This window comes from Amycolatopsis bullii, from assembly GCF_014654205.1.
In the GTDB taxonomy this organism is placed as follows: Bacteria; Actinomycetota; Actinomycetes; order Mycobacteriales; family Pseudonocardiaceae; genus Amycolatopsis; species Amycolatopsis plumensis.
Genome location: NZ_BNAW01000002.1, coordinates 385943 through 400419, shown reverse-complemented (window position 1 = coordinate 400419; position 14477 = coordinate 385943). Strand labels below are relative to the sequence as shown.

The window sequence follows — 14477 nt, the reverse complement described above, 5'->3', positions numbered from 1 at the left end:
GTGCGCGTTCGCGCCACGAGGGTGACACTGGCGGCATGAAGGTCGTCGACGGGTATCCCGGCACGCGCCGCCCGTCAATGACGCCGTCGACCGCGCCGCCGGCGCTGCGCCGGGGTCCGTTGCTGGTCACGGCCGTCTTCGCCGCGCTCGGTGGCGCGGCGATCCCGGCGGCCGCGCTGCCCGCGCTGTGGCGGGTCTGGCAGCTGTACGCGATGCTGTTCGGCGCGGTGGCCGCCGTCGGGATCGTCGCCGCCGTCGCGGTGCTGGGGTGGCCGACGCGCAAGACGGCGCACTTCGGCGCGCTCGCGTCGGCCGGGGCGCTCGTCCTGTGGGTGGTCAGCCGTCCGCTCGGGCTGCTGACGCGGTTCGACGCGTGGCAGCCGGCGGACACGATCGCCGGTTTCACCGACTACGTGGCCGCCGGGCTGCAGGTCGTCGCGCTGTACGGGTTCCTCCTCGTGTCCCGGCGCCGCGCGCACCCGTGGCCGTCCGCGCCGCGGCGGGTGCTGGCGTGGATCGTGCTGTTCCCGGTGCTCGCGGCGGTGCTCGCGACGGCGTGGCGGGCACCGTCGCGGCCGGCGAGAGCAGCACCGGACCCGCCGCTTCGACGTTGCTCGACACGGGCCAGGGCACGTTCGAGTACTGCCGCGCCGACGGGATTCCGCTGGCCATGGACGTCTACCGGCGTTCGGCGGGCGGGCCGCCGGTCCCGGTGGTGCTGTTCCTGCACGGCGGCGGGCTGGTCCTGGGCAACCGCGAGCCCACCGGGCCGGGGGCGCTGCTCGCCGGCTCCCGGTTCGGCCCGCTGCGGGACGAGCTGACCGCCCGGGGGTTCGCGGTCGCCGTGATCGACTTCCGGCTCGCGCCCGCGGCGCCGTGGCCGGCCCCGCTCGACGACGCCCGGTGCGCGGTCCGGTTCCTCAAGGCCAACGCGGCCGCGCTGGCCGTCGACCCGGCGCGGATCGCGGTGGCGGGCACCGGCACGGGCGGCACCTTGGCGTCATTGCTCGGCGTCGTGCGGGGTCAGGACACCGGCCAGTACGCGGGCGAGGACAGCACGGTCCGCGCGGTGGCGGCCCTGTCGGCCCCGGCCGGCTTCGACCTCGCCGGCCTGGATCCGCTCACCCGCGCGTCGGTGCTCATGGCGCTGGGCCGCTCGCCGTCGACGCTGCGCGCGGCGAGCCCGCTGACGTACGCGGGCCCGGGCGCACCGCCGTTCCTGCTCGCCAACGGCGGCCGGAAGTCGGCGGAGTTCGCGGCCGGCCTGCGTGCGGCCGGGGTGCCGGTGACCGAAGGCCCGGTGTCCGACCGGGCGGTGGCGGACTTCTTCGCCGCCGCCGTGGGTTGAGGCTTGCCCTGGAGCGCACTCCAGGTCCTAGCGTGGGGACACACCGACCACGTCAGGAGCTTGTTTCATGGAACTCGGCTTCCACCTGCCCATCTTCGACATCGACGGCGGGACGTCCGCCATCGCCGGCGAGCTCGCCCGCGTGGGTTCCGCGGCGGAGGAAGCGGGCGCGACCTGGCTGTCCTTCATGGACCACTACTTCCAGATCGAGCCCACCGGGCTGCCCGCCGAGTCGAACATGCTGGAGGGCTACACGACGCTCGGCTACCTCGCCGCGCACACGTCCCGGATCGAGCTCGGCCTGCTCGTCACCGGCGTGACGTACCGGCACCCGGGGCTGCTGGCGAAGATCGTCACCACGCTCGACGTCCTCTCGGGCGGCCGGGCCGCCCTCGGCATCGGGGCCGCGTGGTTCGAGCGCGAGCACCGGGGGATGGGCGTGCCGTTCCCGCCGGTCGCCGAGCGGTTCGAGCGGCTGGAGGAGACGCTGCGCATCTGCCGGCAGATGTGGGACCCGGCGGACAACGGCCCGTTCGAGGGCAAGCACTACCAGCTGGCGGAAACGCTGTGCTCGCCGCAGCCGATCAACCGGCCCAAGGTGCTCGTCGGCGGCGCCGGGGAGCGCAAGACGCTGCGGCTGGTCGCCCAGTACGGCGACGCGTGCAACATTTTCGGCACGTCGCCGGAGGAGGTCGCGCACAAGCTGGACGTGCTGCGCCGCCACTGCGACGACCTCGGCCGCGACTACGACACGATCCGCAAGACGGTCCTGGCCAACAACCCGCGCCCGACCCCGGAGACCCGCGACGACTTCGTGCGTTCGATGGCGGCGTACGCGAAACTCGGCGTGCAGACGGCGATCGTCACCCCGACGACGGGTTCTCCCGCGGCGTGGATCGAGGGGATGGCCCCGGCGGTGCCGCAGCTGGCGGAACTCGGTTAGCGGTCAGGATCCGCGCGGTGACCAGCTCCGGCTGCTGCAGCGGCAGGGCATGGGTGGCGCGCGGCACGATTTCGACGTCGAACAGCGGGTTGAGTGCCTTCACCCGCTGTTCGACCTCCCGCGCGGAGTGGATGACGCTGCGTTCGCCCAGGATCAGCCGGACGGGGACGCTCACCGCGCGCAGCTGGTCGTCGGTGAGCAGGTACTGCGGCGGGTGGTGCGCACGGAACCTGAGGCCGCCGAACAGCAGGGGCCGCAGGGTGCGCCGGACCGCCGCGCGGGGGCGCGGGTCGAACCAGGTCGCGACCTCCCGCACGCTCCACCACAGGAACTTCCGGCCGATCGGCGCGAAGCCGGGTGGCTCGAAGGCGACCACGCCGGCGATCCGGCCGGGCGCGTGGGCGGCCAGGGTGAGCGCGAGCCACGCGCCCCGCGACACCCCGGCCAGCAGGAACTTCTCGGGCCCGAGCCCGTCGAGGACGTCGGCGAGCCACTCCGCGCAGTGTTCGCCGGTGGGCATCGGCCGCGTCTGGCGTGAGCGCCCGGGTTCGCCGAGCGTGTCGACGGCGAAGATGCGGTGCCGCGCGGCCAGTTCCGCGACGTGCGGGAACCAGGACAGTGAGGTGCCCATGATGCCGGGCAGCAGCACGATCGGTGGCCCGGCCGCGCCGCTCGCCCGGACCCGGGTTGGGCCGTAGCGCGTGCCGACGTCGAGATCCCGCACCGGCACCGGCCAGCGAGCGGCGATTTCGTCGTAGGCGGCGAGGTAACGCTCTTCGCTGCGGGCGCTCTTGAACCGGCCGATCATGAACCCTCCCCAGGTTTCATGGTGCCACTCCATGGTAACACATCGTATTCATTCCATAGTGGACAGTCAGGTTCCGGTGAACCGCTTCGCCGGTTCGTCCGTGTGCCCTGGTGAGGTGGCGACCCGAGAGGAGGGGCTGATGCCCCAAGTGCGCACGACAGGACGACACCGCAAACCCGCGACGATCGGACTCGCCGCACTGGTGGGAGTAGCAGGCGCCACGGCGGCGGCGATCGCGTTGACCAGCCCGGCGAGCAACGCGGCCACGGAGAAGTGCGGTGGTCTGGACACGGCGTTGCAGAACAACCTGACGTTCATTTCGAGCCAGCGCGCGGCCCCGGACGCCCAGTCGGAGGCTCGGATCGCCAACCGCCAGGCGGTGGTCGACCAGATCGAGCAGCAGCGCAAAGCCTCGGGCTGCGTCGATCAGGTGGCGGCGAACGAAGTGGCGGCCCAGTGCGCGGCGATCGCGGCGGCGGGGCAGAACGGCATGGCCGAGGAGAAGGACAAAGCCGCTGCCGCTGCCGCTGCCGGTGTCGGGAAAGGCAAGGGTATGGCGGCGGGGAACGGTGCCGCCGACGAAAACGGCATGGCCGCCGACGAAAACGGGATGGCGGCGGGGAACGGCGCGGCCGACGAGAACGGTATGGCAGCAGACAAGAACGGCATGGCGGGGAAGAAGCCCGCGGCCGCGGAGAACGGTGCGGCGGCCGAGAACGGCATGGCGGGGAAGAAGGCTGCGGCGGCCGAAAACGGTGCGGCCGACAAGAAGGGCGCGGCCAAGAAGGGCGCGGCCGAGGAGAACGGCATGGCCGGGCGCCAGAACGCCGCCGACGAGAAGGCCGCGGCGCAGGATGCCGCTGCCGTCCAGGCCTGCGAGGTGGTCCAGAAGTGCCTGGTCCAGGCCACCGGCGCCGCCGACGCCAACGCCATGGCGAACGGCAAGGCCGAGGAGAACGGCATGGCCGCCGACAACGGCATGGGCGGCGCGGCCGACGAGAACGGCATGGCCGCGGACAAGGGCATGGGCGCCCAGCAGGACGCTGCCGACGAGAACGGCGCCGACCGGAACGGTAAGGCCGCCAAGAAGGAAGCCGCCGGCCAGAAGGATGCGGCGAAGCAGAACGGTATGGCGGAGCAGCAGCAGGGCGCGGGCCGGATCGTTCTCTCCGCGCAGGACTGCGCGGCCATCCTGAACTGCGTTGCGCAGGCAGCGGATCCGGCTGCGGCGGAGCAGCAGGGCATGGCCGCCGAAGAAAGCCGGAAGGCCGAGAACCAGAAGGGCGAGAACCAGCAGAAGGCCAAGAACAACAAGGCCGAAAACAAGGCAGGCACCAAGGCCGGCGAAAAGGCCGATGCCGCCGCCGCGGCGGCGACTCAGTGCGTCGCCGCCGCAGTGGCCGCGGCCGGGAAGACCACCGCGGGACGCTGACCAGGCCCCGGACCCGGGCCGGCGGCCCACGCCGCGGTCCGGGTCCGGCTTCTGCTCCCGTCCCAGCGCCTCGGTCCGGTGCCGGCCGAGCCGGTCCAGCCCAGCCTCACAAACCCTCGAACCAATCACCCGAACCGGTGATGATGGGAACTCCGGCCCGCCGCCGTTCGTTCTCCGGATGAAGCGCAGTACCCTTGCGCCCGGACAACGACCGACGACAGCTTGAGGCTTCAGTGACCACCGACCCGGCGGCCGAGGACCTGCGCGAGGCGGCCGACGAGCTCGCCGTCGCCGGGCAGCTCCCGCGATTCCTGCTGATGTACAAGTTCGCCATCGAAGAGCTGATGACGAAGCTGCGGATCCTCAGCGAGGAGTTCGACTTCGTCCACCAGCACGACCCGATCGAGCACATCACCAGCCGGGTGAAGCGGCCGGAGGCGATCAAGGAAAAGGTGCGCCGCCGCGGTCTCGGCGGCGACTGGGTCTCCGCGGCCCACGTCCTCGACGACATCGCCGGGATCCGGGTCGTCTGCCCGTTCGTCTCCGACGTCCACGAGGTCGCCCGGATGCTCACCGCGCAGGACGACGTCGAGCTGCTGCGCACCAAGGACTACATCGCCAACCCGAAGGCGAACGGCTACCGCAGCCTGCACCTCATCGTCCGCATCCCGGTCTTCCTGTCCGACCGGGTGGAAAAGGTCAAGGTCGAAGTCCAGCTGCGCACCATCGCCATGGACTTCTGGGCGGCGGTGGAGCACAAGCTCTCCTACAAGTACCGCGACAGCGTCCCGGCCGACTTCGCCGGCGAGCTCGCCGCGGCCGCCCGGACCGCGGCCGACCTCGACCGGCGGATGGCCGCGCTGCACGAACGGATCCGTTAAGGCTCGCTCAGCGCGTCGAGCATGATCCGCAGCCCGAATTCGAACTCCGCTTCGTGGTCGCACACGGCCAGATACGGCGCCGCCGCGGCGACCGCGGGCAGTCCGGACGCCGCAAGGTCCGCCAGGCGCCGGCCGCTGCCGCCGAGCGTCGGCGCGGCCTCGACCTCGCGCATCAGCGTGCCGATGAGGAACGCCAGCACCGCCCGCAGCCCGTGCACCGCGCGATCGGGCGGGTAGCCCGCCGCGAGCAGCGGGGCGAGCACCGCCTCCACCGGGGCCAGCGCCGTCATCGACGCGAGCCGGCGGGTGAGCACGAGCGGCGCCGCCCGCGGGTGGCCGAGCATCGCCGCCCGGAACCCGTGCGCCAGCGCCGACATCGTGTCCCGCAGGTCCGCGTCGGCCGGCGGCGCGGGGATCGCGGCCAGCAGGACCTCGGCGATCCCGTCCAGCAGCGCGTCCTTGCCGTCGACGTGGTTGTACAGGCTCATCGGGTCGACGCCGAGCCGTCCCGCCAGCTTCCGCATGCTGACCGCGGCCAAGCCCTCCTCGTCGACCAGCGCGAGCCCGGCGAGCAGAATCCGTTCTCGCGACAGGACACCCTGAGGGGGACGGCCGCGCCGGGTCGTCACGGCGCGAGCACCGCGGGCAGGTTTTCGTAGCCACGCAGGATGCGCGTCGACCGGCGGCGGCCGCCGGGCAGCACCCGCAGGCCGGGGAACCGGTCGAAGATCGTGCGCAGCCCGATCTCGCCCTCCATCCGCGCCAGCGACGCACCCAGGCAGTGGTGGCGGCCGGCGCCGAACGACACGTGGTCGCGCGCGCGGGCCCGGGTGACGTCGAAGACGGCCGGATCGGCGAACACGCCCGGGTCGCGGTTGGCGCCCGCCAGCACCGTCGTGACCAGCGCCCCGCGCGGCAGCGGAACCCCGGCGACCTCGGTCGCGCGCGTGGCCATCCGGCCGGTCAGCAGCACCGGCGGGTCGTACCGCAGCACCTCCTCCACGGCGTTGCCCCACAGCTCTGGCCGGTCCCGCAGCACGGCGAGCTGCCCGGGATCACCCGCGAGCAGCGCGATGCCGCTGCCGAGCAGGTTGACGGTCGTCTCGAAGCCGGCGGCCAGCACCAGGCCCGCGGTCGACTTCAGTTCCGTCTCGGTGAGGCCGACGCCGCCGTCGCGGGCCGCGACGAGCTTGCTTAACAGGTCGTCGCCGGGGTGGCGGCGGAGGTGGTCGAGGTGCTCGCCGAGCCAGGCGTCGAACTCGGCCAGCGCGGTCTCGACGTGGCGGAACGTGCGCCAGCCGAGCCCCAGGTCGAGGCTGGGCGCCGCGGCCGCGCCCAGGGACAGCACCTTGCCGAGGTCGGACGGCGGCACGCCGAGGATCTCGCTGATGACCGTCACCGGCAGCAGGCCGCAGTAGGTCTCGACGAGGTCCAGCGGGGCGCCGGGGTCGAGCGCGTCGAGCAGGCCGTCCGCGATCTCCTGCACCCGGCCGCGCAGCTGCTCCACCGCGCGCACGGTGAACACACCGGTGACCAGCTTGCGGTAGCGGGTGTGCTCGGGCGGGTTGACCGCCAGCAGCGACGGCGGCCGCACCGGGTGCAGGTGCTCGCCCGCCGCCCACTGGCCCAGCCGGCCGAGCGCCGAGCCGTCGGACCCGAAGACGCCGACGCGGAAGTCCTCGCTGGAGAGCACCTCCCGGACGGCGGCGTGGGTGGTGGTCATCCAGCCGAACCGGGTGCGCGCGAGCGGACCGGCGTCGCGGATCTCCTCGAACAGGCCGGTGAGGTCCCGGCCGTCGGCGGCGGCGACCACCATCCGCCCCTGCAGGTCACCGCGCCGGGCCTCGCGGCGCAGCACGGTCCGGGGGAGTGCGTGGCCGAGGCCCCAGCGCACCACGGGTTTCGTCCAGGCCAGGGCTCCGGTCATGACATCCCCTCCGGTCGGCGTACCTACAGTGTAGGTTATCGGCGGCCGGTGCCGGGGCTATCGCGGTTGTCCGGACCTTTGTCCGAGCGGTGCGAGGAGCACGCCCAAGGCGACCAGTTCCGTGAGCGCCATCCCGCGTTCCACCAGGCCGAGCGGGATCAACGTCCACCAGCGCCCGTCCGAGGCCGCGGCCACCACCACCGCGCCCAGGATCACCGCGAACCAGCCCAGCGACGCGATCGCCAGCACGACCGCCAGCCAACGCCGCCCGGGCGACGACGGGAACGCCGTGCGCGCCGCGACCAGCACCGCCAGTGGCAGGGCCACGAACGCCACCACGCTCGCGATCCGGTGCAGCGTGCCGCCGAAGTCCGCACGGGAGACCGTCGCCCAGTCCGGCTTGGGGAACGCCACGATGACCAGCAGCCCGACCGTCCACAGTGTCCCCAGGACGGCCGCGGGCACCGGGAGCCGGCGCTGGCCGCGCAGGACCACCAGGCCGGCCGCCGAGCCGAGGGCGACCAGGACGACCGCGAGGTCGAAGACCCACTTGTGGTCGGACAGACCGTATTCGCTGATCGTGCGGCGGGTGACGCTGATCTGGTCGGTGGGCGGGATGACCTGCAGCAGCAGCACCAGGCCGGCGCCGAGCACCAAGGCCGCGATGCCCGTCAGCGAAACCGCGACCGACACCCGTCGCGCAGGGAACGTGACCATGGACCGACGGTAGCCGACCGGTGGTTGAACTCCCGTGAAACGGGTGAAGCGGGTTGAACGGTGTACGACTTACGGCGGTGTCCTCGGCCGGATTTCCTCCACTATGGTCGCTCGGTTCCGGTACGTCCGTGCGTGCCGGTCTCGGTCAAGGAGGTCGCTTCCTGTGGGGAATTCACCAAGACGGCTGGTGCTGCTGGCTTCGGCCGTCGCACTGGCCGGAACGTTCGTCGCGTTGCCCGCGGGCACGGCGGGTGCGGCGCAGAACATCCTGCGCGCCGACAAGCCGGTGGCCCGTTCGTGCTTCGCGAAGGTGCTGCCCAAGGGCACTTCGGGCACCGATCGCCGGGAATTGACGTCCACTGTGGACGGTCTCGTCCAGGCGCGGCTCAAGGCGGCGCAGGGCGCGGAGGGCGACTGGGACGTCGCCGTGTTCGACAAGGCCACCGGCGCGGTGGTCGCCGCCTCGGCGGCGTTGCGCAGCCACGAACTCGCCGAAAGCTTCGTGAAGAAGGGACAGGAGCTCGTCGTCCAGGGCTGCCGGTACGGCGGCTCGGCCGATCGGGTCCAGCTGGGGGTCGACTTCCTGGCGCTGACGCCGCAGGGCACGCCGACCGGCACCGCCCCGGCGGCCCAGCGCGCGGAACTCGTCCGCGTCGAGACGCCCACGCGCGCCGACAAGAACAAGCTGACCGCGCTCGGCCTCGACGTCACGGAGAAGGGTGACGCGACCGGGGTCGAGGTCGTGCTCGCCGGCGACGCCGACCGCAAGACGCTGAAGGACAGCGGCTTCAAGTCGAAGGTCATCGAGGCGGACCTGTCGGCCAAGTCGGTCCAGGACGCGAAGACCGACCGCCAGTACGCCGCCACGACCGCCGCTTCGGCGCTGCCGTCCGGGCGCACCAGCTACCGGCACCTCTACGAGTACAACTTCGAGATGAAAGAACTGGCTCGCAAGAACCCGAACCTCGTCTCGGCGTTCACGATGCCGGAATCGACCTGGGAAGGCCGGGACGTCGTCGGCGTCGAAATCGCCACGGACGTCAAGAACCTGACCGACGGCAAGCCGGTGAACTTCACCATGGGCGTGCACCACGCCCGGGAGTGGCCGGCCGGTGAGCACGTCATGGAGTGGGCGTACGAGCTGGTCAACGGCTACGCGAAGGATCCGTCCATCCGGTCGCTGGTGAGCAAGACGCGCAACATCGTCGTGCCGATCATCAACCCGGACGGCTTCGAGATCTCCCGCGAGGCCGAGCCCAAGGGCGACTTCACCCGGTTCGACTACGAGATGAAGCGCAAGAACTGCAACGTCAACGACTCGCCGCCGCAGTTCGCGACCGGCGTGTGCAAGGCGAACCCGGGCGGCCGCGTGCGCGGCACCGACCCGAACCGCAACTACGGCGGCTTCTGGGGCGGCGCCGGCGCCGAGCTGACCTGGAGCGGCGACACCTTCCGCGGGTCCGCGCCGTTCAGCGAGCCCGAGGTGCGCAACGTCCGCTCGATCGTGTCCTCGCGCCAGGTGACGAACCTGCTGACGATGCACACCGTCGCGGCGCTCGTGCTGCGTCCGCCGGGCGTGGCCGACGTCCGCCCGCCCCTGGAGGAGCCGCAGTACAAGGCCCTCGGCGACAAGCTGGCCTCGCGCAACGGCTACACCAGCGAGCCGAGCTGGGCGCTCTACGACACGACCGGTAGCACCGAGGACTGGTCGTACTGGGCGACCGGCGGCTGGGGCTTCACCATCGAGGTGGGCGGCAACGGCTTCCACGGGCCCTACGCCGACAGCGTCGTGGCCGAGTACGCGGGCCTGGCCCCCGCGGCCGGCGCCGGCAAGGGCGGCAACCGGCAGGCGTTCCTGGACATGCTGGGCAACGCGGCCGACCCGCAGCAGCACTCGACGCTGATCGGCTCGGCGCCCAAGGGCTACCAGCTCAAGCTGCACAAGACGTTCCAGACGCCGACGTCGCCGGTGATCCAGCCCGACGGCTCCACCAAGCCGCCGATCTACATCACCGACGACCTGAACTCGAAGTTCACCGCCACCGGCGGGCGCTTCGCCTGGTCGGTCAACCCGTCGACGCGGCCGTACGTGGCCGGCCGGTACGGGCGCGATCCGCAGGGTCCGGCGCAGCAGGGCTACGCGGTCGCCAACCCGCCCGGTGTTCCGGCGATCAACCAGAACTACCCGGCCGACCCCACGGGTGACTCGTTCACCTTCCACGTCGACGGCCTGCCGAAGGTCGACAACGGGAAGTTCAGCGTCAACATCAACTGGGCGAGCACCTCGACCGACTGGGACCTGTTCATCTACGACTCGGCGGGCAACCTGGTCAGCTCGTCGGCCAACGGCGGTACGACGTCCGAGCACGCCGTGCTGTTCGACCCGCCGGCCGGTGACTACAAGGCCGTGGTGGTCAACTACGACCAGGCCGACCCGAACGCGGTCGACGACTGGACCGGCGACGTCTCGTTCTCGTCGCCGATCCCGCCGACCTACGGGACGAAGGAGGCCTACCAGCTGACCTGCTCGTCGCCGAACGGCAAGCTCGTCGGCGTGGCGGACGTCTACGCCGACCGCGGCCAGACGGTCGACGTCGGCGAGGTCTGCACCCGCTCCGCGCACGCGCAGAAGCAGCGCGCCTCGGGCGGCGTCCGGTAGTAGTAGTGCGGTTCCGTTCGTGAAGGCCTCCTCGCTCGCGCGGGGAGGCCTTCACGGCGTGGTGGCGAGGATGACGCCGAGGACGACGAGAATCGTGCCCACGACGCGGTTGAGGGCCGGTTCGGCGCGGGCGTACCAGCGCCGGGTGGCGGGGGAGGAGAACAGCAGGGCGACGCTCAGGTGCCAGCCGGCCGAGGCGGCGACGATCAGCGCGACGGCGGCGGCCTTGACGGCGGTGGGTTCGGTCGGCGGCAGGGTGGCGGTGAGGACGCTCCCGAAGAACGCGGCGGCCTTCGGGTTGGTGAGGTTGCTGAGGACGCCGCGGCCGAAGGCGTTGCCGCGCCTCGCCGTCGCTTCGCGGGATCGCCCGGCGGGCGGGGCCGCGGGGGCCGCCACAGCCGGATGCCCAGCCAGGCGAGATAGCCACCGCACGCGACGCGCAACGCCGTCGCCAGCCACGGCGTGCGGGCCAGGACAGTGCCCAGGCCGAAGACGGCGACCGCGGCCAGCAGCCCGCCCGCGGCGACCACGCCGAGCGCGATCGCGACCGCGGCGCGCCGGGTTCCGGTGGCGGCGGTGTGGGCGATGAGGACGAAGTTGGGGCCGGGGGTGATCGCGGCCGGGAGGTAGGCCAGCAGAACGGTGCCGAGCGTGGCCGCCGCGCTCACGCGGCCCGGCCGCCTCCGACCACCTGGTCGCGCAGCCTCCGCAGCGTCTCGTGGTCCACAGTGGACGGATCCGCCGCCAGCCATTCGCCGATCTCGTGCAGGAACTCTTCCGGGGTCATCGGGGCGACCGCCAGCTCTCCGGGATCCGCCGTGGTCAGTTCGCCGCTGCGGCTCGGGTAGACGATCATCGCGCCCCGCAGCGCCACATCCGGCAGCAAGCCGCGGTAGGCCGCCAGGCTTTCGGTGAGCCGGCTGCCGCCGCCGCGGAACGGGCGGCCGTTGCGCAGCAGCCTGCCGTCCTCCGCCGTCTCGTAATGGCCCGGCAGCCACAGCTTCGACTCGATGAGCACGAGCCGCTTCCCGCACAGGACCGCGTGGTCCACGTCGGCGAACACCGAACCCGGCCAGGCGAGCCCGTGGAAGATGCGCGCGCCCGGCAGCCGGGTCAGGTAGCCCTCGAGCAGGTCCGCGGTGAGCCGCTCGGCCAGCTCGTCGCGCTCGGTGCCGGGCGCGCCGAACACCGTGCGGCCGCCGAACTCCTCGGCGTACGCCTCGCGCGCCTTCGCGTCGCGCAGGTACCCGCGCGCCAGCCGCTGGACCAGCAGCGCGGTGCCGGCCGTGAGCAGCAGCCAGACGATGAGCACCGGCGTGCTGAACCCGACGCCGGTGACCAGCGGCAGGAGCACCAGCACCATCCCGGCGACCGCGACGACCACCGGCGTGTGCCCTGGCCCGCGGCGGCGGCCGTGCCGCGTCCGGGTGTCCTCGCCGGCGACGTGCCACCAGCTCAGGTCCTCGGCGTCCAGCTCGGGCAGGTCGGGGACGAAGCCGGGCTCGTCGCCGAAGCGCCGCCGGGGACGCGGCCGGACCGGCACCGGCACCACGGTCGCGCGGCCGGAGTCGTAGCGCGCGCGGGCGGCCGGGTCGCTCAGGACGTCGTAGGCCTCGCGCAGCAGCCGGAACGTGCCGACCGTGCCGCCGCCGTCCGGGTGCATGGTCTTGGCCAGCCGGCGGTAGGCCGTCTTGACGTCGGCCGCCGTGGCGTCGCGGCGGAGGCCGAGCACCTCGTAGTAGTCGACGTCGGGCACGCGGGTGGTCACCTCCGATGGCTGCGCGAAGACTTTATGGGGTCGGGTCGCGGCGGCTGCCACCGCCTCGGCGGCGCGGCGGGGTGATGGTCCTCGGTGCAGGTCAGGGCGGTGTGAGGAGTTTTGCCGGTGACGGCCCGGAAACGGACGCTTCGACGTGGCGCGGCCGGGGGTCCTGCGCGACGGCGGGTGCCCCGGTTTGGCGTGGACCGTCCACTGAGGACTCTTGTCACCCGGAAGTGTTGTCGTGGCGGAGAATGTCGGAGTTTCGCGTGACAGTTCGTAGCCGGGTTTTACCTGAATGGCCCTGAACATGTGTTCGAATCTTCGGCTACGCTTGAGCCATGTCCTCGACACCCCTCAGACGTGACGGGCCCACCGCCACCCCACCTCGGCAGCGGGCCCGTCACCCCCGTCAGCGCTCGCGCAGCAGGTACCGCTGCAGCTTGCCGCTGGCATTGCGCGGCAGTGCGTCGAGGAAGCGCACCCGGCGCGGGTACTTGTACGGCGCGGCGACGGCTTTGGCGTGCTCCTGCAGGGCGTGTGCGACGTCCGGGCCCGGGGCGACGCCCGGCCGGAGCACGACGAAGGCCGTCACGACCGCGCCCCGATCCGGGTCGGGGGTGCCCACGACCGCGCACTCCTCGACGTCCGGGTGCGTCAGGAGCACCTCTTCGACCTCGGGAGCCGCGATGTTGTAACCGGAAGAGACGATCATGTCGTCGCTGCGCGCCACGAAGCGGAAGTAGCCGTCGGGTTCGCGGACGTACGTGTCGCCCGTGATGTTCCAGCCGTCGCGGACGTAGTCGGCCTGCCGGGGGTCGTCGAGGTAGCGGCAGCCGGTGGGGCCCTGGACGGCGAGCAGCCCGGGCGTGCCGTCCGGAGCCGGCCGGCCGTCGACGTCCAGCACAGCGGCGCGGAAGCCGGGGACCACCTTGCCCGTCCGGCCGGGGCGCGCGTCGCCGTCGGCCGCGGAGATGAACACGTGCAGCATCTCCGTGCTGCCGATGCCGTCGATCAACGGCGATCCGACGACCTCGCGGTACCGCTCGGCCAGGGTGGCCGGGAGTGCTTCCCCGGCGGAGACGGCGCGCCGGACCCCGGCCAGCAGGGGGCCGTCGCCGGAGCCGAGGATCGCGCGGTAGGCGGTCGGGGCGGTGAACAGCACGGTCACCGCCTGTTCGGCGACGATCGACGCCAGCTCCTTGGGCGTCGCGCGTTCCAGCAGGAGCACCGACGCGCCGGCGTGCAGCGGGAACACCAGGAGGCCGCCCAGTCCGAAGGTGAAGGCCAGCGGCGGGGTCCCGCAGAAGACGTCGTCCGGGGTGGGCCGGACGACGTGCCGGGAGAACGTGTCGGCGATGGCGAGCAGGTCCCGGTGGAAGTGCATGGTCGCCTTCGGCGTCCCGGTCGTACCGGAGGTGAAGGCGAGCAGGGCGACGTCGTCGGCGGCCGTCGGCACGTCGGCGAAGGTGGCCGGGTGGCGGGCGCAGCGTTCGGCCAGTTCCGTGCCGTAGGACACGACGGGCAGGCCGGGTGGCAGCTCGCCGAGCAGGCGCTCGTCGCACAGGGCGACGCTCGGCCGTGCCTTCTCGACGATCTTGTCGAGCTCGTGGCGGCGCAGCATCGGCATGGTCGTGATGGCGACGGCCCCGGCTTTGAGGACGCCCAGCCAGCACGCCGCGAGCCACGGCGTGTTGGTGCCGCGCAGCAGCACGCGGTTGCCGGGCACGACCCCGAGTTCGGCGGTGAGGACGTGGGCGATCCGGTTGGCGCGGGCCAGGACGTCGCCGTAGGTCCACGTTTCGTGCGGCGAGCGCAGGCAGGGGCGGTCGGCGCCGAGGCGGGCGGCGGTCTCGTCGAGCAACGCGGTCGCGGCGTTGAGGCGGTCGGGGTAGTGCAGCTCCGGCAGGTCGAACACCAGCCGCGGCCACTGGTCGCCGGGTGGCAGCCGGTCGCGGCAGAACGAGTCGGTGTGAGCGCTGGGAGAAAGCTGCATCGTCGCT

Annotated in this window: 13 protein-coding genes and 1 pseudogene; 6 read left to right on the top strand and 8 right to left on the bottom strand. The window is 72.5% G+C overall.

The window, feature by feature from the left end:
* Nucleotides 1-35: 35 nt before the first annotated feature.
* The 3 genes from IE317_RS44295 (at nucleotide 36) to IE317_RS04315 (ending at nucleotide 2291) form a co-directional block, all read left to right on the top strand.
* The gene (locus tag IE317_RS44295) at nucleotides 36-821 is read left to right on the top strand and encodes a hypothetical protein (RefSeq protein WP_229902459.1); all 786 of its coding nucleotides are present in this window, start codon (nucleotides 36-38) and stop codon (nucleotides 819-821) included.
* Nucleotides 716-1348 carry an alpha/beta hydrolase gene (locus tag IE317_RS44290; RefSeq protein WP_229902458.1) on the top strand — a complete coding sequence of 211 codons (633 nt, stop codon included), beginning with the start codon at nucleotides 716-718 and terminating at the stop codon, nucleotides 1346-1348. Before IE317_RS44295 ends, IE317_RS44290 begins: the two co-directional genes overlap by 106 nt.
* A 67-nt stretch (nucleotides 1349-1415) precedes the next feature.
* Nucleotides 1416-2291 carry an LLM class F420-dependent oxidoreductase gene (locus IE317_RS04315; protein ID WP_191306709.1) on the top strand — a complete coding sequence of 292 codons (876 nt, stop codon included), beginning with the start codon at nucleotides 1416-1418 and terminating at the stop codon, nucleotides 2289-2291.
* Here the strand turns inward: IE317_RS04315 and IE317_RS04310 are convergent.
* Entirely contained in the window at nucleotides 2212-3132 is a 921-nt protein-coding gene (locus tag IE317_RS04310; protein WP_229902457.1) for an alpha/beta fold hydrolase, read from the bottom strand. The genes IE317_RS04315 and IE317_RS04310 overlap by 80 nt on opposite strands.
* Nucleotides 3133-3238: 106 nt before the next feature.
* Between IE317_RS04310 and IE317_RS04305 the strand changes: the two genes are divergently transcribed.
* On the top strand, nucleotides 3239-4531 hold the full coding sequence (locus IE317_RS04305) for a hypothetical protein (protein WP_191306708.1): 1293 nt from the start codon (nucleotides 3239-3241) through the stop codon (nucleotides 4529-4531).
* Nucleotides 4532-4764: 233 nt separating this feature from the next.
* Nucleotides 4765-5412, top strand: coding sequence for a GTP pyrophosphokinase (locus IE317_RS04300; RefSeq protein ID WP_191306707.1), 648 nt, complete (start codon nucleotides 4765-4767; stop codon nucleotides 5410-5412).
* Here the strand turns inward: IE317_RS04300 and IE317_RS04295 are convergent.
* From IE317_RS04295 to IE317_RS04285, 3 genes are read right to left on the bottom strand one after another with little or no spacing between them, the layout of a single operon-like run.
* Nucleotides 5409-6041: a TetR/AcrR family transcriptional regulator C-terminal domain-containing protein gene (locus tag IE317_RS04295; protein ID WP_229902456.1), complete on the bottom strand. Its 633-nt coding sequence runs from the start codon at nucleotides 6039-6041 to the stop codon at nucleotides 5409-5411. The genes IE317_RS04300 and IE317_RS04295 overlap by 4 nt on opposite strands.
* Nucleotides 6038-7339, bottom strand: coding sequence for a cytochrome P450 (locus tag IE317_RS04290; RefSeq protein WP_191306706.1), 1302 nt, complete (start codon nucleotides 7337-7339; stop codon nucleotides 6038-6040). Before IE317_RS04290 ends, IE317_RS04295 begins: the two co-directional genes overlap by 4 nt.
* A gap of 57 nt (nucleotides 7340-7396) precedes the next feature.
* The gene (locus tag IE317_RS04285) at nucleotides 7397-8056 is read right to left on the bottom strand and encodes a DUF998 domain-containing protein (protein WP_191306705.1); all 660 of its coding nucleotides are present in this window, start codon (nucleotides 8054-8056) and stop codon (nucleotides 7397-7399) included.
* 187 nt (nucleotides 8057-8243) lie between these two features.
* Between IE317_RS04285 and IE317_RS04280 the strand changes: the two genes are divergently transcribed.
* Nucleotides 8244-10715: a M14 family zinc carboxypeptidase gene (locus tag IE317_RS04280; protein ID WP_191306809.1), complete on the top strand. Its 2472-nt coding sequence runs from the start codon at nucleotides 8244-8246 to the stop codon at nucleotides 10713-10715.
* A 51-nt stretch (nucleotides 10716-10766) separates the two neighbouring features.
* On the opposite strand, the gene IE317_RS44285 is transcribed toward IE317_RS04280, so the two are convergent.
* The 4 genes and pseudogenes from IE317_RS44285 to IE317_RS04265 all read right to left on the bottom strand — a co-directional run bounded on the left by IE317_RS44285 (nucleotide 10767) and on the right by IE317_RS04265 (nucleotide 14470).
* Nucleotides 10767-11111: a LysE family transporter gene (locus IE317_RS44285; RefSeq protein WP_229902455.1), complete on the bottom strand. Its 345-nt coding sequence runs from the start codon at nucleotides 11109-11111 to the stop codon at nucleotides 10767-10769.
* Nucleotides 11112-11164: 53 nt separating this feature from the next.
* Nucleotides 11165-11467, bottom strand: a pseudogene (locus tag IE317_RS45050) (LysE family transporter); the annotation flags it as partial.
* The gene (locus tag IE317_RS04270) at nucleotides 11380-12471 is read right to left on the bottom strand and encodes a J domain-containing protein (RefSeq protein WP_191306808.1); all 1092 of its coding nucleotides are present in this window, start codon (nucleotides 12469-12471) and stop codon (nucleotides 11380-11382) included. The pseudogene IE317_RS45050 and the gene IE317_RS04270, both read right to left, overlap by 88 nt.
* 415 nt (nucleotides 12472-12886) lie before the next feature.
* A complete protein-coding gene (locus IE317_RS04265; RefSeq protein WP_191306704.1) occupies nucleotides 12887-14470 on the bottom strand; it encodes an AMP-binding protein in 1584 nt (527 codons plus the stop codon).
* Between the last annotated feature and the right edge of the window lie 7 nt (nucleotides 14471-14477).

Bases quoted from the DNA above. Each gene is read 5' to 3' on its own strand.
- IE317_RS44295 (WP_229902459.1), top strand. From the start codon at position 36: ATGAAGGTCGTCGACGGGTATCCCGGCACGCGCCGCCCGTCAATGACG.
- IE317_RS04315 (WP_191306709.1), top strand. From the start codon at position 1,416: ATGGAACTCGGCTTCCACCTGCCCATCTTCGACATCGACGGCGGGACG.
- IE317_RS04305 (WP_191306708.1), top strand. From the start codon at position 3,239: ATGCCCCAAGTGCGCACGACAGGACGACACCGCAAACCCGCGACGATC.
- IE317_RS04265 (WP_191306704.1), bottom strand. From the start codon at position 14,470: ATGCAGCTTTCTCCCAGCGCTCACACCGACTCGTTCTGCCGCGACCGG.
- IE317_RS04285 (WP_191306705.1), bottom strand. From the start codon at position 8,056: ATGGTCACGTTCCCTGCGCGACGGGTGTCGGTCGCGGTTTCGCTGACG.
- IE317_RS04290 (WP_191306706.1), bottom strand. From the start codon at position 7,339: ATGACCGGAGCCCTGGCCTGGACGAAACCCGTGGTGCGCTGGGGCCTC.
- IE317_RS04310 (WP_229902457.1), bottom strand. From the start codon at position 3,132: ATGGAGTGGCACCATGAAACCTGGGGAGGGTTCATGATCGGCCGGTTC.